Here is a 13,719-nt window from a genome sequence, read left to right as displayed (position 1 = left end):
CCGCCGCCCTCAGATGTTCCGGAAGCGGTTGATGGCGTCGACGTGCTTGGCGCGCGTCTCCTCGTCGCGCACGCCCAGGCCCTCCTCGGGTGCCAGGCACAGGACGCCGACCTTGCCCTGGTGGGCGTTGCGGTGGACGTCGTGGGCGGCCTGGCCGGTGTCCTCCAGGGCGTACACCTTGGAGAGGGTCGGGTGGATCTTGCCCTTGGCGATGAGGCGGTTGGCCTCCCAGGCCTCGCGGTAGTTGGCGAAGTGGGAGCCGATGATGCGCTTCAGGGACATCCACAGGTAGCGGTTGTCGTACTCGTGCATGTAGCCCGAGGTCGAGGCGCAGGTGGTGATGGTGCCGCCCTTGCGGGTGACGTAGACGCTCGCGCCGAAGGTCTCGCGGCCGGGGTGCTCGAAGACGATGTCGATGTCCTCGCCGCCCGTGAACTCGCGGATGCGCTTGCCGAAACGCTTCCACTCCTTCGGGTCCTGGGTCCGCTCGTCCTTCCAGAACCTGTAGCCCTCGGCGCTGCGGTCGATGATCGCCTCGGCGCCCATCGAGCGGCAGATGTCCGCCTTCTGCTCGCTGGAGACGACACAGATCGGGTTGGCGCCGCCGGCCAGCGCGAACTGCGTGGCGTACGAGCCGAGGCCGCCGCTCGCGCCCCAGATCAGCACGTTGTCGCCCTGCTTCATGCCGGCGCCGTTGCGGGAGACCAGCTGGCGGTACGCGGTGGAGTTGACCAGGCCCGGGGCGGCGGCCTCCTCCCAGCTGAGGTGGCCCGGCTTGGGCATCAGCTGGTTGGACTTGACGAGGGCGATCTCCGCCAGGCCGCCGAAGTTGGTCTCGAAGCCCCAGATGCGCTGCTCGGGGTCGAGCATCGTGTCGTTGTGGCCGTCGGAGGACTCCAGCTCGACGGAGAGGCAGTGCGCGACGACCTCGTCGCCGGCCTGCCAGGCGTTGACGCCCGGGCCGGTGCGCAGGACGACGCCGGCCAGGTCGGAACCGATGATGTGGTACGGCAGGTCGTGGCGCTTGGTGAGCTCGCTGACCCTGCCGTAGCGCTCCAGGAAGCCGAACGTCGACATCGGCTCGAAGATCGAGGTCCACACCGAGTTGTAGTTGACCGAGGAGGCCATGACGGCGACCAGGGCCTCGCCGGGGCCCAGCTCGGGCAGCGGCACCTCGTCCAGGTGGATCGACTTGCGCGGGTCCTTGTCGCGGGTCTCGAGGCCCGCGAACATCTCGGTCTCGTCCTTGTGCACGGTGATCGCGCGGTACGACTCGGGGAGCGGCAGGGCGGCGATGTCGGCCGGCGTGGAGTCGGTCGACTGGATCGCGGCCAGGATGTCCTTCATGGTCACGGTGTTGCCTCCGGCGTCGAGCGCCCTGAGGGAGGGGCGCTGAGGGTTACGTCGGTGCTGCTGAGGGTCGGGTGAGGGGTGCCGTCGGTTCGGCGGTGGTGCTGTTCGGCAGCGCTTTGTGGCGCGGGAGGTTGCCTGTGACGCAGGCGCCGGGCACGCAGGCGATCGCTTGCGGGGACAGCCCGGACACCTTCAACGTATGACACCGCGTGTCACCCCGCAAGGCACTGAGTGCCAGAAAATGTTCTCAGATGAAATCTTTACCCGACAGATGAGCGATGATCGATCGAACGGGGGCCGCGAGCGCTGCGAAAAGGGGCATTGACATGCGAAAACGGCCACCCGGAGGGTGGCCGTCGTCACAGACCGGAGGGTGCGGGACGGGGTGGGTCAGCGCTCCTTGAGTGCCTTCTCGATGGTGCGCATGACCTCGTGCAGCGGCGCGTCGGTACGCGCGACCGTCACCAGCACCTCGCCCTGCACGGAGGCCGAGGAAGCGCCGGTCCGCGCGGCGGACGCCGTGTCGCGCCCGGCACCGATGCCCGTGCCGAACGTCTTTCGTACGATCGCGAAGGCGTGGTCGAGCTGGGTCTCCACGTCCCCCTGCCCGCCCGCCCGCAGCCAGCGCCGCAGCACGTGGTTGTGGGCGGTGACCACGGCGGACGCGGCGACCTCCGCCAGCAGCGGGTCGTCGTTGGCGTCGTCGTCGTGCGCGTGCTCGTCGAAGTGGCCGAGCAGGTAGCGGGTGAAGAGGCGCTCGTAGCGAGCCACCGACGCGATCTCCGCCTCCCGCAGGGTGGGCACCTCGCGCGTCAGCTTGTAGCGGGCGACCGAGATCTCCGGCCGGGCCGCGTACATCTTCATGACTTCCTTGATGCCCCGGCACACGGTGTCGAGCGGATGCTCGTGCGCGGGCGCCGCGTTGAGCACCGCCTCGGCGCGCACCAGGGTGTCGTCGTGGTCCGGGAAGATCGCCTCTTCCTTGGAGCGGAAGTGCCGGAAGAAGGTCCGGCGGGCGACCCCGGCGCGGGCCGCGATCTCGTCGACGGTGGTCGCCTCGTACCCCTTGGTCGCGAACAGCTCCATCGCGGCTGCCGCCAGCTCCCGGCGCATTTTGAGCCGCTGGGCGGCGGCTCGGCCGCCGGCCGCGCTCTCCGGCGCGTCGGGCGTAGCTGGTGTACGTGAGGACTTGGCGGGCTGGGACATGACCCGAACGTACTGCATGTGCGCGCAATCATGCGCGTGACCGGGGATCCCCCCGCCCGTGGAGGGCGGGGGAGACCCGGCGGGATCGAGCAGTCCGCCCCAGTCCTCCTCGGACCGGAACCAGTCGCCGGGACCGGACTCAGCGGCGGGCATATTCGCGGAAGCCGCGGCCCGTCTTGCGGCCGAGGCAGCCCGCGGCGACCAGGTGTTCCAGAAGCGGCGCCGGGGCCAGGCCCGGGTCGCGGAACTCGCGGTGCAGGACCTTCTCGATGGCGAGCGAGACGTCGAGACCGACCACGTCCAGCAGCTCGAAGGGCCCCATCGGGTAGCCGCCGCCCAGTTTCATCGCCGCGTCGATGTCGTCGAGCGTCGCGTAGTGCTCCTGCACCATCTTCACGGCGTTGTTGAGGTACGGGAACAGCAGGGCGTTCACGATGAACCCGGCCCGGTCGCCGCAGTCCACCGCGTGCTTCCCGACCTTGGCGCAGACCTCCCGGACGGTGGCGTGCACGTCGTCCGCCGTCAGCACCGTACGCACCACCTCGACCAGCTTCATGGCCGGCGCGGGGTTGAAGAAGTGCATGCCGATCACGTCCTGCGGGCGCGAGGTGGCGCGGGCGCAGGCGACGACGGGCAGGGAGGAGGTGGTGGTGGCCAGCACCGCGCCGGGCTTGCAGACCTTGTCCAGCGTGGCGAACAGCTGCCGCTTGACCTCCAGGTCCTCGGCGACCGCCTCCACGGCCAGATCGACGTCGGCGAAGTCGTCGTACGTACCCGTCGGCGTGATCCGCTCCAGCGCCCGCGCGGCGGCCTCGGCGGTCATCCTGCCCTTGTCGACGCCGCGCGCCAGGGACTTGCCGATCCGGGCCTTGGCCGTCTGCGCCTTCTCCGCGCTGCGGGCGGCGAGGACGACCTCGTACCCGGCCTTGGCGAACACCTCCGCGATGCCGGAGGCCATGGTGCCCGACCCGGCGACGCCCACCGCGCGCACGGCACGGCCGGCCACCGGGCCGGCGCCGGTGCTCGGGGTCAGCGCGTCCGGCACGACGACCGCGCTGCCCGGCGCCTCGTAGGTGTAGAAGCCGCGCCCGGCCTTGCGGCCCGTCAGGCCCGCCTCGCTGAGCTGCCTGAGGATCGGGGCGGGAGCGTGCAGACGGTCGTGGGAGGCGGCGTACATGGCCTCCAGGACCGTGCGCGCGGTGTCCACGCCGATCAGGTCCAACAGGGTCAGCGGGCCCATCGGCAGGCCGCAGCCGAGCCGCATCGCGGCGTCGATGTCCTCGCGGGAGGCGTAGTTCGCCTCGTACATCGCGGCGGCCTGGTTGAGGTAGCCGAACAGCAGGCCGTCGGCGACGAACCCGGGCCGGTCGCCGACCGCGACGGGCTCCTTGCCCAGGTCGAGCGCGAGGTCGGTGACGGCCGTGACGGCGCCCGGCGCGGTCAGCACGGAGGAGACGACCTCCACCAGCCTCATCGCCGGGGCCGGGTTGAAGAAGTGCAGGCCGAGCACCCGCTCCGGGCGGGACGATTCGGCGGCCAGCCGCGTGACCGACAGGGCGTTGGTGCCGGTCGCCAGAATCGTCTCGGGGCGCACGATCCCGTCCAGTTCCCGGAAGACCTGCTGCTTGATCTCGTACGACTCGGGGGTCACCTCGATCACCAGGTCGGCGTCGGCCGCCGTCCGCAGGTCGGTGGAGGTGCGGACGCGGGCGAGGGCGTCGGCGCGCTCCTGCTCGGTGAGGCGCCCGCGCTCGACGGCGCGGGCGGTGGAGGACTCCAGCGCGGCGACGGCCGTCGCGGCCTGCGCCTCGCTGACGTCGATGCCGACGACGTCGCGGCCGGCCCTGGCCAGGACCTCGGCGATGCCGGTGCCCATGGTGCCGAGGCCGACGACGGCGATGGTCTGGAGCGGGGACAGAGGGGTGTCGGACAGGGGAGTGGCCATCGCGGGACTCCAGGAATGAGGGTGACGACGGGAACACGCCCGGATGCCCTTGGCGGCGCACCGGGTGCGTGAGGAATGGAGTGCGGGTGTTGCCGGGCTGACTGGCGCACACGCCCGGTGCCGTCGCTCAGGGCGTGCACACGCCCGCGCGGCGGCGGTCTCCGACCGGCCCTGTCCCGAGGCCGAGTCGTACTGCGGTACCTGAATACCCGTACCGAACCGACTGCTCTCTGCTCTCACGGTGGCCGCGTCACCAGACCGCCGTGAGGAGTACCGCGAGTGGGTAACTCGCTCGTCTGAGATTAACTCGCGGGTAACGAGCACGCCAGCCCCCGGTGTTCGTGATGTACGTCCCACCCGCCCTGTGACGCCCCTAACCTCGGTGTCATGGACGAAGAGTTGCGAACGCTCACGGAGCGCTTACGGGCCGAGTCGGCGGCGTCGGGCACACCGGAGGCCTCGGCGGCGTACGACCGGCTCGTGGCGACCGGGGATTTGGACGAGCTGGCCGCGGTGCTCACCGAGCCCGGGCACCCGCTCTGGGCCCGGGAACTGGCCGCGTTCCGGCTCGGCGTGGCGGGGGACCGGCGGGCCTTCGAGTCCCTCGTGCTGCTGCTGAACCACCGCGACCCGCCGCGCTGCGCCTCCGCCGCCCACGCCCTCGCCCGCCTCGGAGACCCCCGCACCGCCCGCGCCGCGGCCGCCCTCGCCACCAACGAACTGCGGGTCGCCTACGCCCTGCACCCGGTGCGGCTCCTGGTCGAACTGCGCGCCCCGGAGGCCGTGCCCGCCCTGATCACCACGTTGGAGCGGCGGCTGCGTCCGCACGACCCGTACCGGCGGGTGGCGCTGGCCTGCGTGGACGGGCTGGGCGCGCTGGGCGACGACCGTGCCGCTCCCGTCCTGAACGACGCCCTGGCCCACCCCGCCCTGGCGGAGGCGGCGGTGCGGGCGCTGGCGCGGATCCCGGGGCAGCGGTGAGCCGTCAGCCGATGAGGCGCCTGGCATACCTCACCTCGGGCACCGCGACCCCGTCCACCTCGAACGGCTCCTCGGCCCCGTCGGCGCCGAAACCCGCCCGTTCGTAGAAGCGCCGGGCGCGGGCGTTGCCCTCGACCACCCACAGGAGCATGCGCGCGTGCCCGGCGGCCGTGCACCGGCGCACCGACTCCCGGAGCAGGGCCTGCCCGATGCCGGTGCCCAATCGCCCGGCGTCCACATAGAGGGCGTACAACTCGGCGTCCGCGGTGCGCTGTTCGCCGTCGCGGTACGGTCCGTGGCAGGCCCAGCCGACGACCTCGCCGCCGTCGTCCTCGGCGACCAGGTTCACCAGGTCGTCCGGGGCGCGGGCGAAGAACTCGCGGCGCCGTTCGGCGTCCGCGCTCACGTCGAGCCTGTCCAGGTACGGCTGCGGCATGAGGCCCCGGTACGCCGTCTGCCACCTCCGGATGCGGATCGCGGACACGCGGTCGCAGTCGGCGAGCGTCATCTCCCGCACCAGCGGTGCGCTCACGGGGCCACGACCGCGAACGCCTCGATCTCCATCAGGAAGCCCGGCCGGACCAGGGCGGCGACCTGTACCGCCGACGCGGCCGGCAGCCGGTCGTCGGGTATGTGCTCGGCGCGGGCCGCGCGGATCGCGGACATGTGCGCCATGTCCGTGACGAAGAAGGTCAGCTTCACCACGTCGTCGAAGGTGGCGCCGGCCGCCGACAGGCACCGGCGCAGGTTCTCGAAGACCTGGCGGGCCTGGGCCGCGGGGTCGCCCTCGCCGACCAGCTCGCCGTCCTCGTCCAGCGCGAGCTGACCGGAGACGGCCACGAACCGTCCGGTGCCGAGGACGACATGGGTGTACTGGGCGGCGGGCGCGACGCCGTCGGGGGCGGGGATCCTGGTCAGCTCACTCATGCGTCCATGGTGGACCACGGCACTGACAACGCCCCTGGCGAGTCGCCGGCACGATCCGAGCGGCAGACCCTAGCCCCGGAAGCCGAGCAGCCCGTGGAGCGTCGAGCCGCGTGACGATGTCGACGCCGCCTTGGACTCCAGCGGCTTCGGGGTGGGTAGCGCCGGGCACACCGCGTCCGTCCCGCCGTCACCGCGTGGCACGGTGCCGTCGGCCAGGTACGCGGCCAGGTACTGGTCCAGGCAGCGGTTCCCGCTCAGTGTGATGCCGTGGTTCCCGCCGCCCTCCTCGACCACAAGACTGGAGCCGCGCAGCAGCCGGTGCACGGTGACGCCGCCCTCGTACGGGGTGGCCGCGTCGCCGGTCGCCTGGAACAGCAGCGCGGGCGGCAGTTCGTGGTTGGTGACGTCCACAGGATCCCGCGAGTCCGTGGGCCAGAACGCGCACGGCGCGTTGTACCAGGCGTTGTTCCAGGCCATGAAGGGAGCCTTCTCGTACACGTCCCAGTTGTCGTCGCGCCAGTCGTCCCAGTCGCGCGGCCAGCCGGCGTCGCGGCACTCCACCGCGGTGTAGACGCTGTAGCCGTTGTCGCCGGAGGCGTCCACGGCCCCGAAGTTCTCGTACGCCTCGACGAGCGGGTCGGTGTTCCCGTCGTTCGCGTACGCGGCGAACGCCTCCGCCAGGTAGGGCCAGTAGCCGTTGTAGTAGCCGCCGGGAATGAAGGTGTCCTCCAGCTCCGAGGCCCCGACCTTCCCGTCCGCGGGCCTCTTTCCCAGCGCCGTCCGCATGGCGTACCAAGCGGCCTCGATCCGCTCGGGGTCGGTGCCCAGCCCGTACGTCGCGTCGTGCTCGGCGATCCACGCGAGGAAGGCCCGGTGACGGTCGTTGAAGGCGAGGTCCTGATGGAGGTTGGCGTCGTACCAGACGTCGGTCGGGTCGACGACGGAGTCCAGGACCAGGCGCCGCACCCGGTCCGGGTGAAGCTTGGCGTAGACGGCGCCCAGGTAGGTGCCGTACGAGTAGCCGAAGTAGTTGATCCTCTCCGCGCCGAGCGCCCGGCGGATCGCGTCCACGTCCCGTGCGGCGCTGACCGTGTCGATGTACGGCAGCACGTCCGAGTACTTCTCGCCGCAGGCCTCGGCGAACGACTTCGCGCGCGCGAGGTCGGCCTTCTCGACGGCCGGGGTGGCGGGCAGGGAGTCGGGGCGGACCGGATCGAAGTGGCCCGGACGGCAGTTCAGGGCGGGCTTGCTCTTCCCCACGCCGCGCGGGTCGAAGCCGATGACGTCGTACTGGGCGGCCACCTCCGCGGGCAGCGAGGACGCCACGAACCCGGCGAGCGTCAGCCCGCTGCCACCGGGGCCGCCGGGATTGACGAGCAGCGGCCCCTGGTACTTCTCGGCGGTGTGCGGGACGCGGGACAGTGCCAGCGTGATCCGCTTCCCGTCCGGACGCGCGTGGTCGAGCGGCACCGAGAGGGACGCGCACTGGAGCGTCGGGTAATCGGCCGTGCCGCACTTCTTCCAACTCGGCTTCGCGGCCCGCAGGGTGCTCGTGGGAGGCGCCGCGCTCACGGGGTGCGGTGCGCTCGCCTCGGCGGGGACGGCCGTGACGGTCCCGGCGGCGATGACGGCGGCGCCGCACAGCACGGCTGCGCGTTGTCTCATGGCGTCCTCCCGGACGGAGAGGCTGCGGTCCGCGCGGGTCGCGGTCCTCGCCGCTTCGTTCCGGGGAACGGCCTCGGAGGAATGCGATATGCCCGGACTTGACCCGATTGCGTCGGCAGATGCCCTCGACTGGACGGCTCGATGGATGGCCTGAACCATGCGGTGGCCCGTCATCGGCCCGGCCGTCGGCGCGGGCCGGGTGCGCACACCGGGTATCTACCGAAGACGGGTTCCCTCCTTCCCGCGATCGGAGGCTGACATGCCCCAACCACCCGGCCCGAGCGGAAGTCCGGCGCCCCCATGGTCGTGGCCGGAGCACGTGTGATGGCCGCGCCGATGGGAGCGCGGAGCTTCCTGCAAGCCCTCAGGGACGAGGGTCTGGTCGTCGTCGAGGTCGGCGCCTGGGAGGAACACAACCGCAACCACACGGGCCCTTGGGGGCCCGTGCACGGCGTGATGATCCACCACACCGTGACCCGGGGCAGCGCCCGCACGGTGGAGATCTGCCGCAAGGGCTACGCGGGACTGCCAGGCCCCCTGTGCCACGGCGTCATCACCAAGGACGGCAGGGTGCACCTGGTCGGCTACGGGCGGGCCAATCACGCGGGCCTGGGAGACGACGACGTGCTGCGCGCCGTCATCGACGAAGTGCGACCGCCGGCGGACAACGAGGCGAACACCGACGGAAACCGGCACTTCTACGGCTTCGAGTGCGAGAACCTCGGCGACGGCGCCGATCCCTGGCCCGCGGCCCAGCTGGACGCCATCGAACGCGCCGCCGCCGCCGTCTGCCGCCGCCACGGCTGGAACGAGCGCTCCGTGATCGGCCACCTCGAATGGCAGCCCGGAAAGGTCGACCCGCGCGGCTTCAGCATGGCCTCGATGCGCGCCCGGATCGAAGAACGCCTCACCCACCCCGCCGGCTGGACCCCCAGCGACCCCGAGGAGGACGACATGCCGCGAGCGATCGGCCGCTACGACAGCGACGGCCAGCGGATCACGCCCCGCAAGTGGACCACGCTCAACGTCGACGGGGTGGACCTGCTCACCCGGGCGTCCCACTACCAGGCCATGGCCCAGATCCAGGCGGAGGTCCCGCCGGGCGCCACCCTCCAGGGCCGCTTCTACCACCTGCGTCCGGGCGGCTCCCGCTGGAACGGCCCGATCGTCGAACGGATCGGCACCCACGGCGGCAGCTTCGCGGACTTCCACAACAGCGGGTCCATCGTCGCCGACGAGCGGCTGCGGTTCGAGTTCATGTACTACCCGGCCGACAGCGCCGACCAGCAGCCGATCACCATCACGGCGGCGTACGTGCGCGGCCTCTACTGGGAGGCCTGACGACAGATCCCGCTACGGAGAGACAGCGCTCAGAGAAGCGAGAGCTGGACCGGCTCGGTCGCCGCGAGCTGATCCGGCTCCGGCGGTGCCGGCTCCGCGATCCGGCGCGGCATCCCCGCGCGCGTGGGCCCGATGCCGTACTCCTGGGCCAGGTCGTGCACCTGGCGCGTGATCCGGCGCTGGTACCACTTCGGGGCGTAGGCGCCCTCCGCGTACAGCCGCTCGTACCGGCGCACCAGGTACGGGTGGTGCCGCGCCAGCCAGGCCATGAACCACTCCCGGGCGCCGGGCCGCAGATGCAGCACCAGGGGAGTCACCGACGTGGCGCCCGCGGCGGCGATCGCGCGTACGGTCGCTCGCAGTTGGGCCGGTTCGTCGCCGAGGAACGGGATGACCGGTGCCATCAGCACGCCGCAGCCGATGCCGTGCTCGCCCAGGGTCCGTACGACCTCCAGGCGGCGCTCCGGTGCGGGAGTACCCGGCTCCACGGTGCGCCACAGCTCGGGGTCGGTGGAGCCGACCGAGACCGAGATTCCCACGTCCGTCACCCGGGCCGCCCGCGTCAGCAGGTCCAGGTCGCGCAGGATCAGCGTGCCCTTGGTCAGGATCGAGAAGGGGTTGGCCCGCTCGGTGAGGGCCGCGATGATGCCCGGCATCAGCCGGTAGCGGCCCTCGGCGCGCTGGTAGCAGTCGACGTTGGTGCCCATCGCGACGTGCTCGCCCTGCCAGCGGTGCGAGGCCAGCTGGCGGCGGAGCAGCTCGGGGGCGTTCACCTTGACGACGATCTGCGAGTCGAAGCCGAGGCCGGTGTCGAGGTCCAGGTAGCTGTGCGTCTTGCGCGCGAAGCAGTAGACGCACGCGTGCGAGCACCCCCGGTAGGGGTTCACCGTCCACTCGAAGGGCATGCGCGAGGCGCCCGGCACCCGGTTGAGGATCGAGCGGGCCCGCACCTCGTGGAAGGTGATGCCGCGGAACTCGGGCGTGTCGAACGTGCGGGTGGTGACCGCGTCCGCGCCGAACAGCGCGGGGTCGGCCGCCCGGGCGTGGTCGGAGTCCGTGAGGTTCTCCCAGCGCATTGACGCCTCCTCGGTAGCACTGCCCACACAATAGAACACTTGTTCCCTTGATCGTGCGGGTGAGTCGCGCGGGGCCGCTTCGCGCCCCCCGATTTGGTGGCCGGGCGGCGGGGTGGTTGGCTTGCCCGGACCCCGAGAACCAGGCCCTGGAGGAACCCGATGGCGCAGGTCGAGGCGACTACGGAGCGGATCGTCGCAGCGGACGCGGAGACGGTGTTCGACACCCTCGCCGACTACAGCGGCACCCGCGAGAAGCTGCTGCCCGAGCACTTCAGCGAGTACGAGGTCCGCGAGGGCGGCGACGGCGAGGGCACCCTCGTGCACTGGAAGCTCCAGGCCACCAGCAAGCGCGTCCGTGACTGCCTGCTGGAGGTCACCGAGCCGGCCGACGGCGAGCTGGTCGAGAAGGACCGCAACTCCTCCATGGTCACCACCTGGCGGGTCACCCCGGCCGGTGAGGGCAAGTCCCGGGTGGTCGTCGTCACCACCTGGCAGGGCGCCGGCGGCGTCGGCGGATTCTTCGAGAAGACCTTCGCGCCCAAGGGACTCGCCCGGATCTACGACGCGATGCTCGCCAAGCTCGCGGCCGAGGTCGAGAAGTAGCCAAAGGGCAGGTGTGGGGCGGTCGTTGGCCGCCTCACCGGTTCGAGTGATCTCCGCAGGATACCGCCGTATGCCGTAACTCTTCGCACTTGTTCGCAGTTGTCGCCTCAGGTGGCAATTGTGAGCAGGTGTGACGAGGGGAGCGGTACGTGGGCGGGATCACTCTGGTGCAGGACGAACCGGCCACCGTGCCCCCGGCGCCCCCCGAGCCCCCCGCACCCGAGCCGGATCCGGGTGCCGGGCTGAGCCCGCGCCGGGTGCGGCTGGTCTTCGTCGGACTGATGCTGGCGCTGCTGCTCGCCGCGCTGGAGCAGATGATCGTGGCCACGGCGCTGCCGAAGATCGTCGGCGAGCTGCACGGCCTGGAGAAGATGTCCTGGGCGATCACCGCCTACCTGCTCACCTCCACCGTCGGCCTGCCGATCTACGGCAAGCTCGGCGACCTCTTCGGACGCAAGGGCGTCTTCCAGTTCGCCATCCTGGTGTTCATCGTGGGCTCGGCACTCGCCGGCCGTGCGCAGACCATGGACCAGCTGATCGCCTTCCGGGCCGTGCAGGGCGTCGGCGCGGGCGGCCTCATGATCGGCGTGCAGGCGATCATCGCGGACATCGTGCCGCCCCGCGAGCGCGGCCGCTTCATGGGCCTGATCGGCGCCGCGTTCGGACTCGCCTCGGTCGCGGGCCCGCTCTTGGGCGGCTACTTCACCGACCACCTGTCCTGGCGCTGGTGCTTCTACATCAACGTGCCCTTCGGGCTGGTCACCATGGCCGTCGTCGCCGTCGTCCTGAAGCTGCCCAAGCCGCGGGTCAAGCCCCGACTGGACGTCCTCGGCGCGCTGCTGCTCGCCGCCGCCTCCACCTGCCTGGTGCTGCTGACCAGCTGGGGCGGCACCGAGTACGAGTGGGGCTCGCAGGTCGTCCTCGGCCTCGCCGCCGGAGCCGTCGCGTCCACCGTCCTCTTCCTGGTCGCCGAGCACTTCGCACCCGAACCGCTGATCCCGCTGCGGCTGTTCCGGGACTCCGTCTTCAACGTCACCGGCCTGGTCGGTCTCGTCATCGGAGTCGCCCTGTTCGGCGCCGCCAGCTATCTGCCGACCTTCCTGCAGATGGTCGACGGCGCCACCGCCACCGAGTCCGGCCTGCTGATGATGCCGATGATGGGCGGCATCGTCGGCACCTCGATCATCTCCGGTCAGATGATCAGCCGTACCGGGCACTACCGGTCCCACCCGATCGTCGGCAGCGCCCTGTCCGTCGTCGGCATGTGGCTGCTGTCCGGGCTCGACGCCGACACGCCCCGGCTGCACTACAGCATCTGGATGGCCGTCCTCGGCGCCGGCATCGGAATGGTGATGCCCGTACTGATCCTCGCCGTGCAGAACTCCGTGCGCCCCGCCGACCTCGGCACCGCCACCAGCGCCAACAACTACTTCCGGCAGATCGGCGGCAGCGTCGGCGCGGCCGTCTTCGGCACCCTCTTCGCCGACCGGCTCACCGACGCCCTGGCCGACCGGATCCCCGCCGAGGCGGGCGCCGGGCTGCCCGACGCCGAGGCCGTCACCCCACAGCTCGTCCACTCCCTGCCCCCGGCGCTGCGCGACGCCTACATCGGTGCGTACGCCGACGCCATGCCGCGGATCTTCCTCTACCTGGTGCCGGTACTCGTCCTCGGCCTGCTCATCGCCTGCTTCCTCAAGGAGAAACCACTGGTGTCCCACAACGCCCCCGCCACCGAGCAGGAAACCGCCCAGACCGCCCAGACCGTGCAGCCCATGGCCCCCGTCCCCCAGGCCCGGTCGCCGTACGCCGCGGGCATCGCCGTCTGCGGCACGGTGCAGCACCCCGACGGCACCGTCGTGCCCCGCGCGGCGCTCACCCTCATCGACGTCGGCGGTCGGCAGATCGGCCGGGGCGCCAGCGGCGACGACGGACGGTACGCGCTGGCCACGCCCGGCCCGGGGTCGTACGTCCTGATCGCCGCGGCCGGCGGTCACCAGCCGCAGGCGGTCTCCGTGACCGTCGGCGAACGCCCGGTGGAACTGGACGTGGTCCTCGGCGGCGCCGGCCGCCTGGCCGGCAGTGTGCTCACCGCGGACGGCAGCCCCGTACGCGACGCGACCGTCACGCTCACCAACGTCCACGGCGAGGTCGTCGCCACCACCCGCAGCGGCCGGGAGGGCGGCTACGTCATCACCGAGCTGGTGGCCGGCGAGTACACCCTCGCCGGCAGTGCCCCCGCCTTCCGCCCGGCCGCGCTGCCCGTCAGCGTCCAGGCCGCCCGGGAGACCCGCCAGGACATCGAGCTGGCCGGCGGCGCCGTGCTGCGCGGCACCGTGCGCGCCAGTGGCGGACGGGCCGTGGAGGACGCGCGGGTGACGCTGCTCGACGCGGCGGGCAACGTGGTGGACACGCTGACCACCGGGCCCGACGGCACCTTCCGGTTCGTCGACCTGTCGTCCGGCGAGTACACCGTCATCGCCGCCGGCTACCCGCCCGTGGCCACCGTGCTCCAGGTGGCCGGCGGCGGCCGCACGGAGCGCGACCTCCAGCTCGGCCACGAGGACTGAGGGCGGGCGCCGGCGCGCGGGCGTGCGCCGGTGCGTTTGCGCACCACCAATTCCC

The 13,719-nt window shown here is 71.8% G+C and carries 10 protein-coding genes and 1 pseudogene; 4 read left to right on the top strand and 7 right to left on the bottom strand.

Annotated features, from left to right (window positions below; genetic code table 11):
• Positions 1-9: 9 nt before the first annotated feature.
• The 3 genes from ccrA to ACIQ6R_RS23920 form a co-directional block, all read right to left on the bottom strand.
• Positions 10-1,347 (bottom strand): crotonyl-CoA carboxylase/reductase, encoded by a 1,338-nt coding sequence (gene ccrA, locus ACIQ6R_RS23930; protein WP_404172249.1) that lies wholly within the window; start codon positions 1,345-1,347, stop codon positions 10-12.
• A gap of 396 nt (positions 1,348-1,743) precedes the next feature.
• Positions 1,744-2,559: a TetR family transcriptional regulator gene (locus tag ACIQ6R_RS23925; protein ID WP_375905260.1), complete on the bottom strand. Its 816-nt coding sequence runs from the start codon at positions 2,557-2,559 to the stop codon at positions 1,744-1,746.
• 139 nt (positions 2,560-2,698) lie between these two features.
• Positions 2,699-4,504, bottom strand: coding sequence for a 3-hydroxyacyl-CoA dehydrogenase family protein (locus ACIQ6R_RS23920; RefSeq protein WP_404223237.1), 1,806 nt, complete (start codon positions 4,502-4,504; stop codon positions 2,699-2,701).
• 387 nt (positions 4,505-4,891) lie between these two features.
• Between ACIQ6R_RS23920 and ACIQ6R_RS23915 the strand changes: the two genes are divergently transcribed.
• Positions 4,892-5,485 (top strand): adenylosuccinate lyase, encoded by a 594-nt coding sequence (locus ACIQ6R_RS23915; RefSeq protein ID WP_404171480.1) that lies wholly within the window; start codon positions 4,892-4,894, stop codon positions 5,483-5,485.
• Positions 5,486-5,489: 4 nt separating this feature from the next.
• Here the strand turns inward: ACIQ6R_RS23915 and ACIQ6R_RS23910 are convergent, their stop codons facing one another.
• From ACIQ6R_RS23910 to ACIQ6R_RS23900, 3 genes are all read right to left on the bottom strand, one after another.
• Positions 5,490-5,993: a GNAT family N-acetyltransferase gene (locus tag ACIQ6R_RS23910; RefSeq protein WP_404223434.1), complete on the bottom strand. Its 504-nt coding sequence runs from the start codon at positions 5,991-5,993 to the stop codon at positions 5,490-5,492.
• Between the two features lie 20 nt (positions 5,994-6,013).
• On the bottom strand, positions 6,014-6,412 hold the full coding sequence (locus ACIQ6R_RS23905; protein WP_404171477.1) for a RidA family protein: 399 nt from the start codon (positions 6,410-6,412) through the stop codon (positions 6,014-6,016).
• 69 nt (positions 6,413-6,481) lie between these two features.
• A complete protein-coding gene (locus tag ACIQ6R_RS23900; RefSeq protein WP_404223235.1) occupies positions 6,482-8,077 on the bottom strand; it encodes an alpha/beta hydrolase in 1,596 nt (531 codons plus the stop codon).
• Positions 8,078-8,413: 336 nt separating this feature from the next.
• Here ACIQ6R_RS23900 and ACIQ6R_RS23895 point away from each other — a divergent pair.
• Positions 8,414-8,986 (top strand): annotated as a pseudogene (locus ACIQ6R_RS23895) (N-acetylmuramoyl-L-alanine amidase); the annotation flags it as partial.
• A gap of 461 nt (positions 8,987-9,447) precedes the next feature.
• Here ACIQ6R_RS23895 and ACIQ6R_RS23890 read toward each other — a convergent pair.
• Positions 9,448-10,494: an Rv2578c family radical SAM protein gene (locus ACIQ6R_RS23890; RefSeq protein ID WP_404223233.1), complete on the bottom strand. Its 1,047-nt coding sequence runs from the start codon at positions 10,492-10,494 to the stop codon at positions 9,448-9,450.
• 159 nt (positions 10,495-10,653) lie between these two features.
• On the opposite strand from ACIQ6R_RS23890, the gene ACIQ6R_RS23885 reads away from it, so the two are divergent.
• Together ACIQ6R_RS23885 and ACIQ6R_RS23880 are read left to right on the top strand one after the other, a co-directional pair.
• Positions 10,654-11,097, top strand: a complete 444-nt coding sequence (locus ACIQ6R_RS23885; RefSeq protein ID WP_404171468.1) for an SRPBCC family protein — start codon at positions 10,654-10,656, stop codon at positions 11,095-11,097.
• Positions 11,098-11,246: 149 nt separating this feature from the next.
• Entirely contained in the window at positions 11,247-13,664 is a 2,418-nt protein-coding gene (locus ACIQ6R_RS23880; protein WP_404223231.1) for an MFS transporter, read from the top strand.
• Positions 13,665-13,719: the final 55 nt, after the last annotated feature.

The organism is Streptomyces sp. NPDC096048 (assembly GCF_044763415.1).
Taxonomy (GTDB): domain Bacteria; phylum Actinomycetota; class Actinomycetes; order Streptomycetales; family Streptomycetaceae; genus Streptomyces.
The sequence above is the reverse complement of the archived record's forward strand: the minus strand, read 5'-3'. Positions and strand labels throughout refer to the sequence as shown.

Excerpts from the sequence above, each read along its gene's own strand:
- ccrA (WP_404172249.1), bottom strand. The coding sequence starts at position 1,347 with ATGAAGGACATCCTGGCCGCGATCCAGTCGACCGACTCCACGCCGGCC.
- ACIQ6R_RS23925 (WP_375905260.1), bottom strand. The coding sequence starts at position 2,559 with ATGTCCCAGCCCGCCAAGTCCTCACGTACACCAGCTACGCCCGACGCG.
- ACIQ6R_RS23920 (WP_404223237.1), bottom strand. The coding sequence starts at position 4,504 with ATGGCCACTCCCCTGTCCGACACCCCTCTGTCCCCGCTCCAGACCATC.
- ACIQ6R_RS23915 (WP_404171480.1), top strand. The coding sequence starts at position 4,892 with ATGGACGAAGAGTTGCGAACGCTCACGGAGCGCTTACGGGCCGAGTCG.
- ACIQ6R_RS23910 (WP_404223434.1), bottom strand. The coding sequence starts at position 5,993 with ATGACGCTCGCCGACTGCGACCGCGTGTCCGCGATCCGCATCCGGAGG.
- ACIQ6R_RS23905 (WP_404171477.1), bottom strand. The coding sequence starts at position 6,412 with ATGAGTGAGCTGACCAGGATCCCCGCCCCCGACGGCGTCGCGCCCGCC.
- ACIQ6R_RS23900 (WP_404223235.1), bottom strand. The coding sequence starts at position 8,077 with ATGAGACAACGCGCAGCCGTGCTGTGCGGCGCCGCCGTCATCGCCGCC.
- ACIQ6R_RS23890 (WP_404223233.1), bottom strand. The coding sequence starts at position 10,494 with ATGCGCTGGGAGAACCTCACGGACTCCGACCACGCCCGGGCGGCCGAC.
- ACIQ6R_RS23885 (WP_404171468.1), top strand. The coding sequence starts at position 10,654 with ATGGCGCAGGTCGAGGCGACTACGGAGCGGATCGTCGCAGCGGACGCG.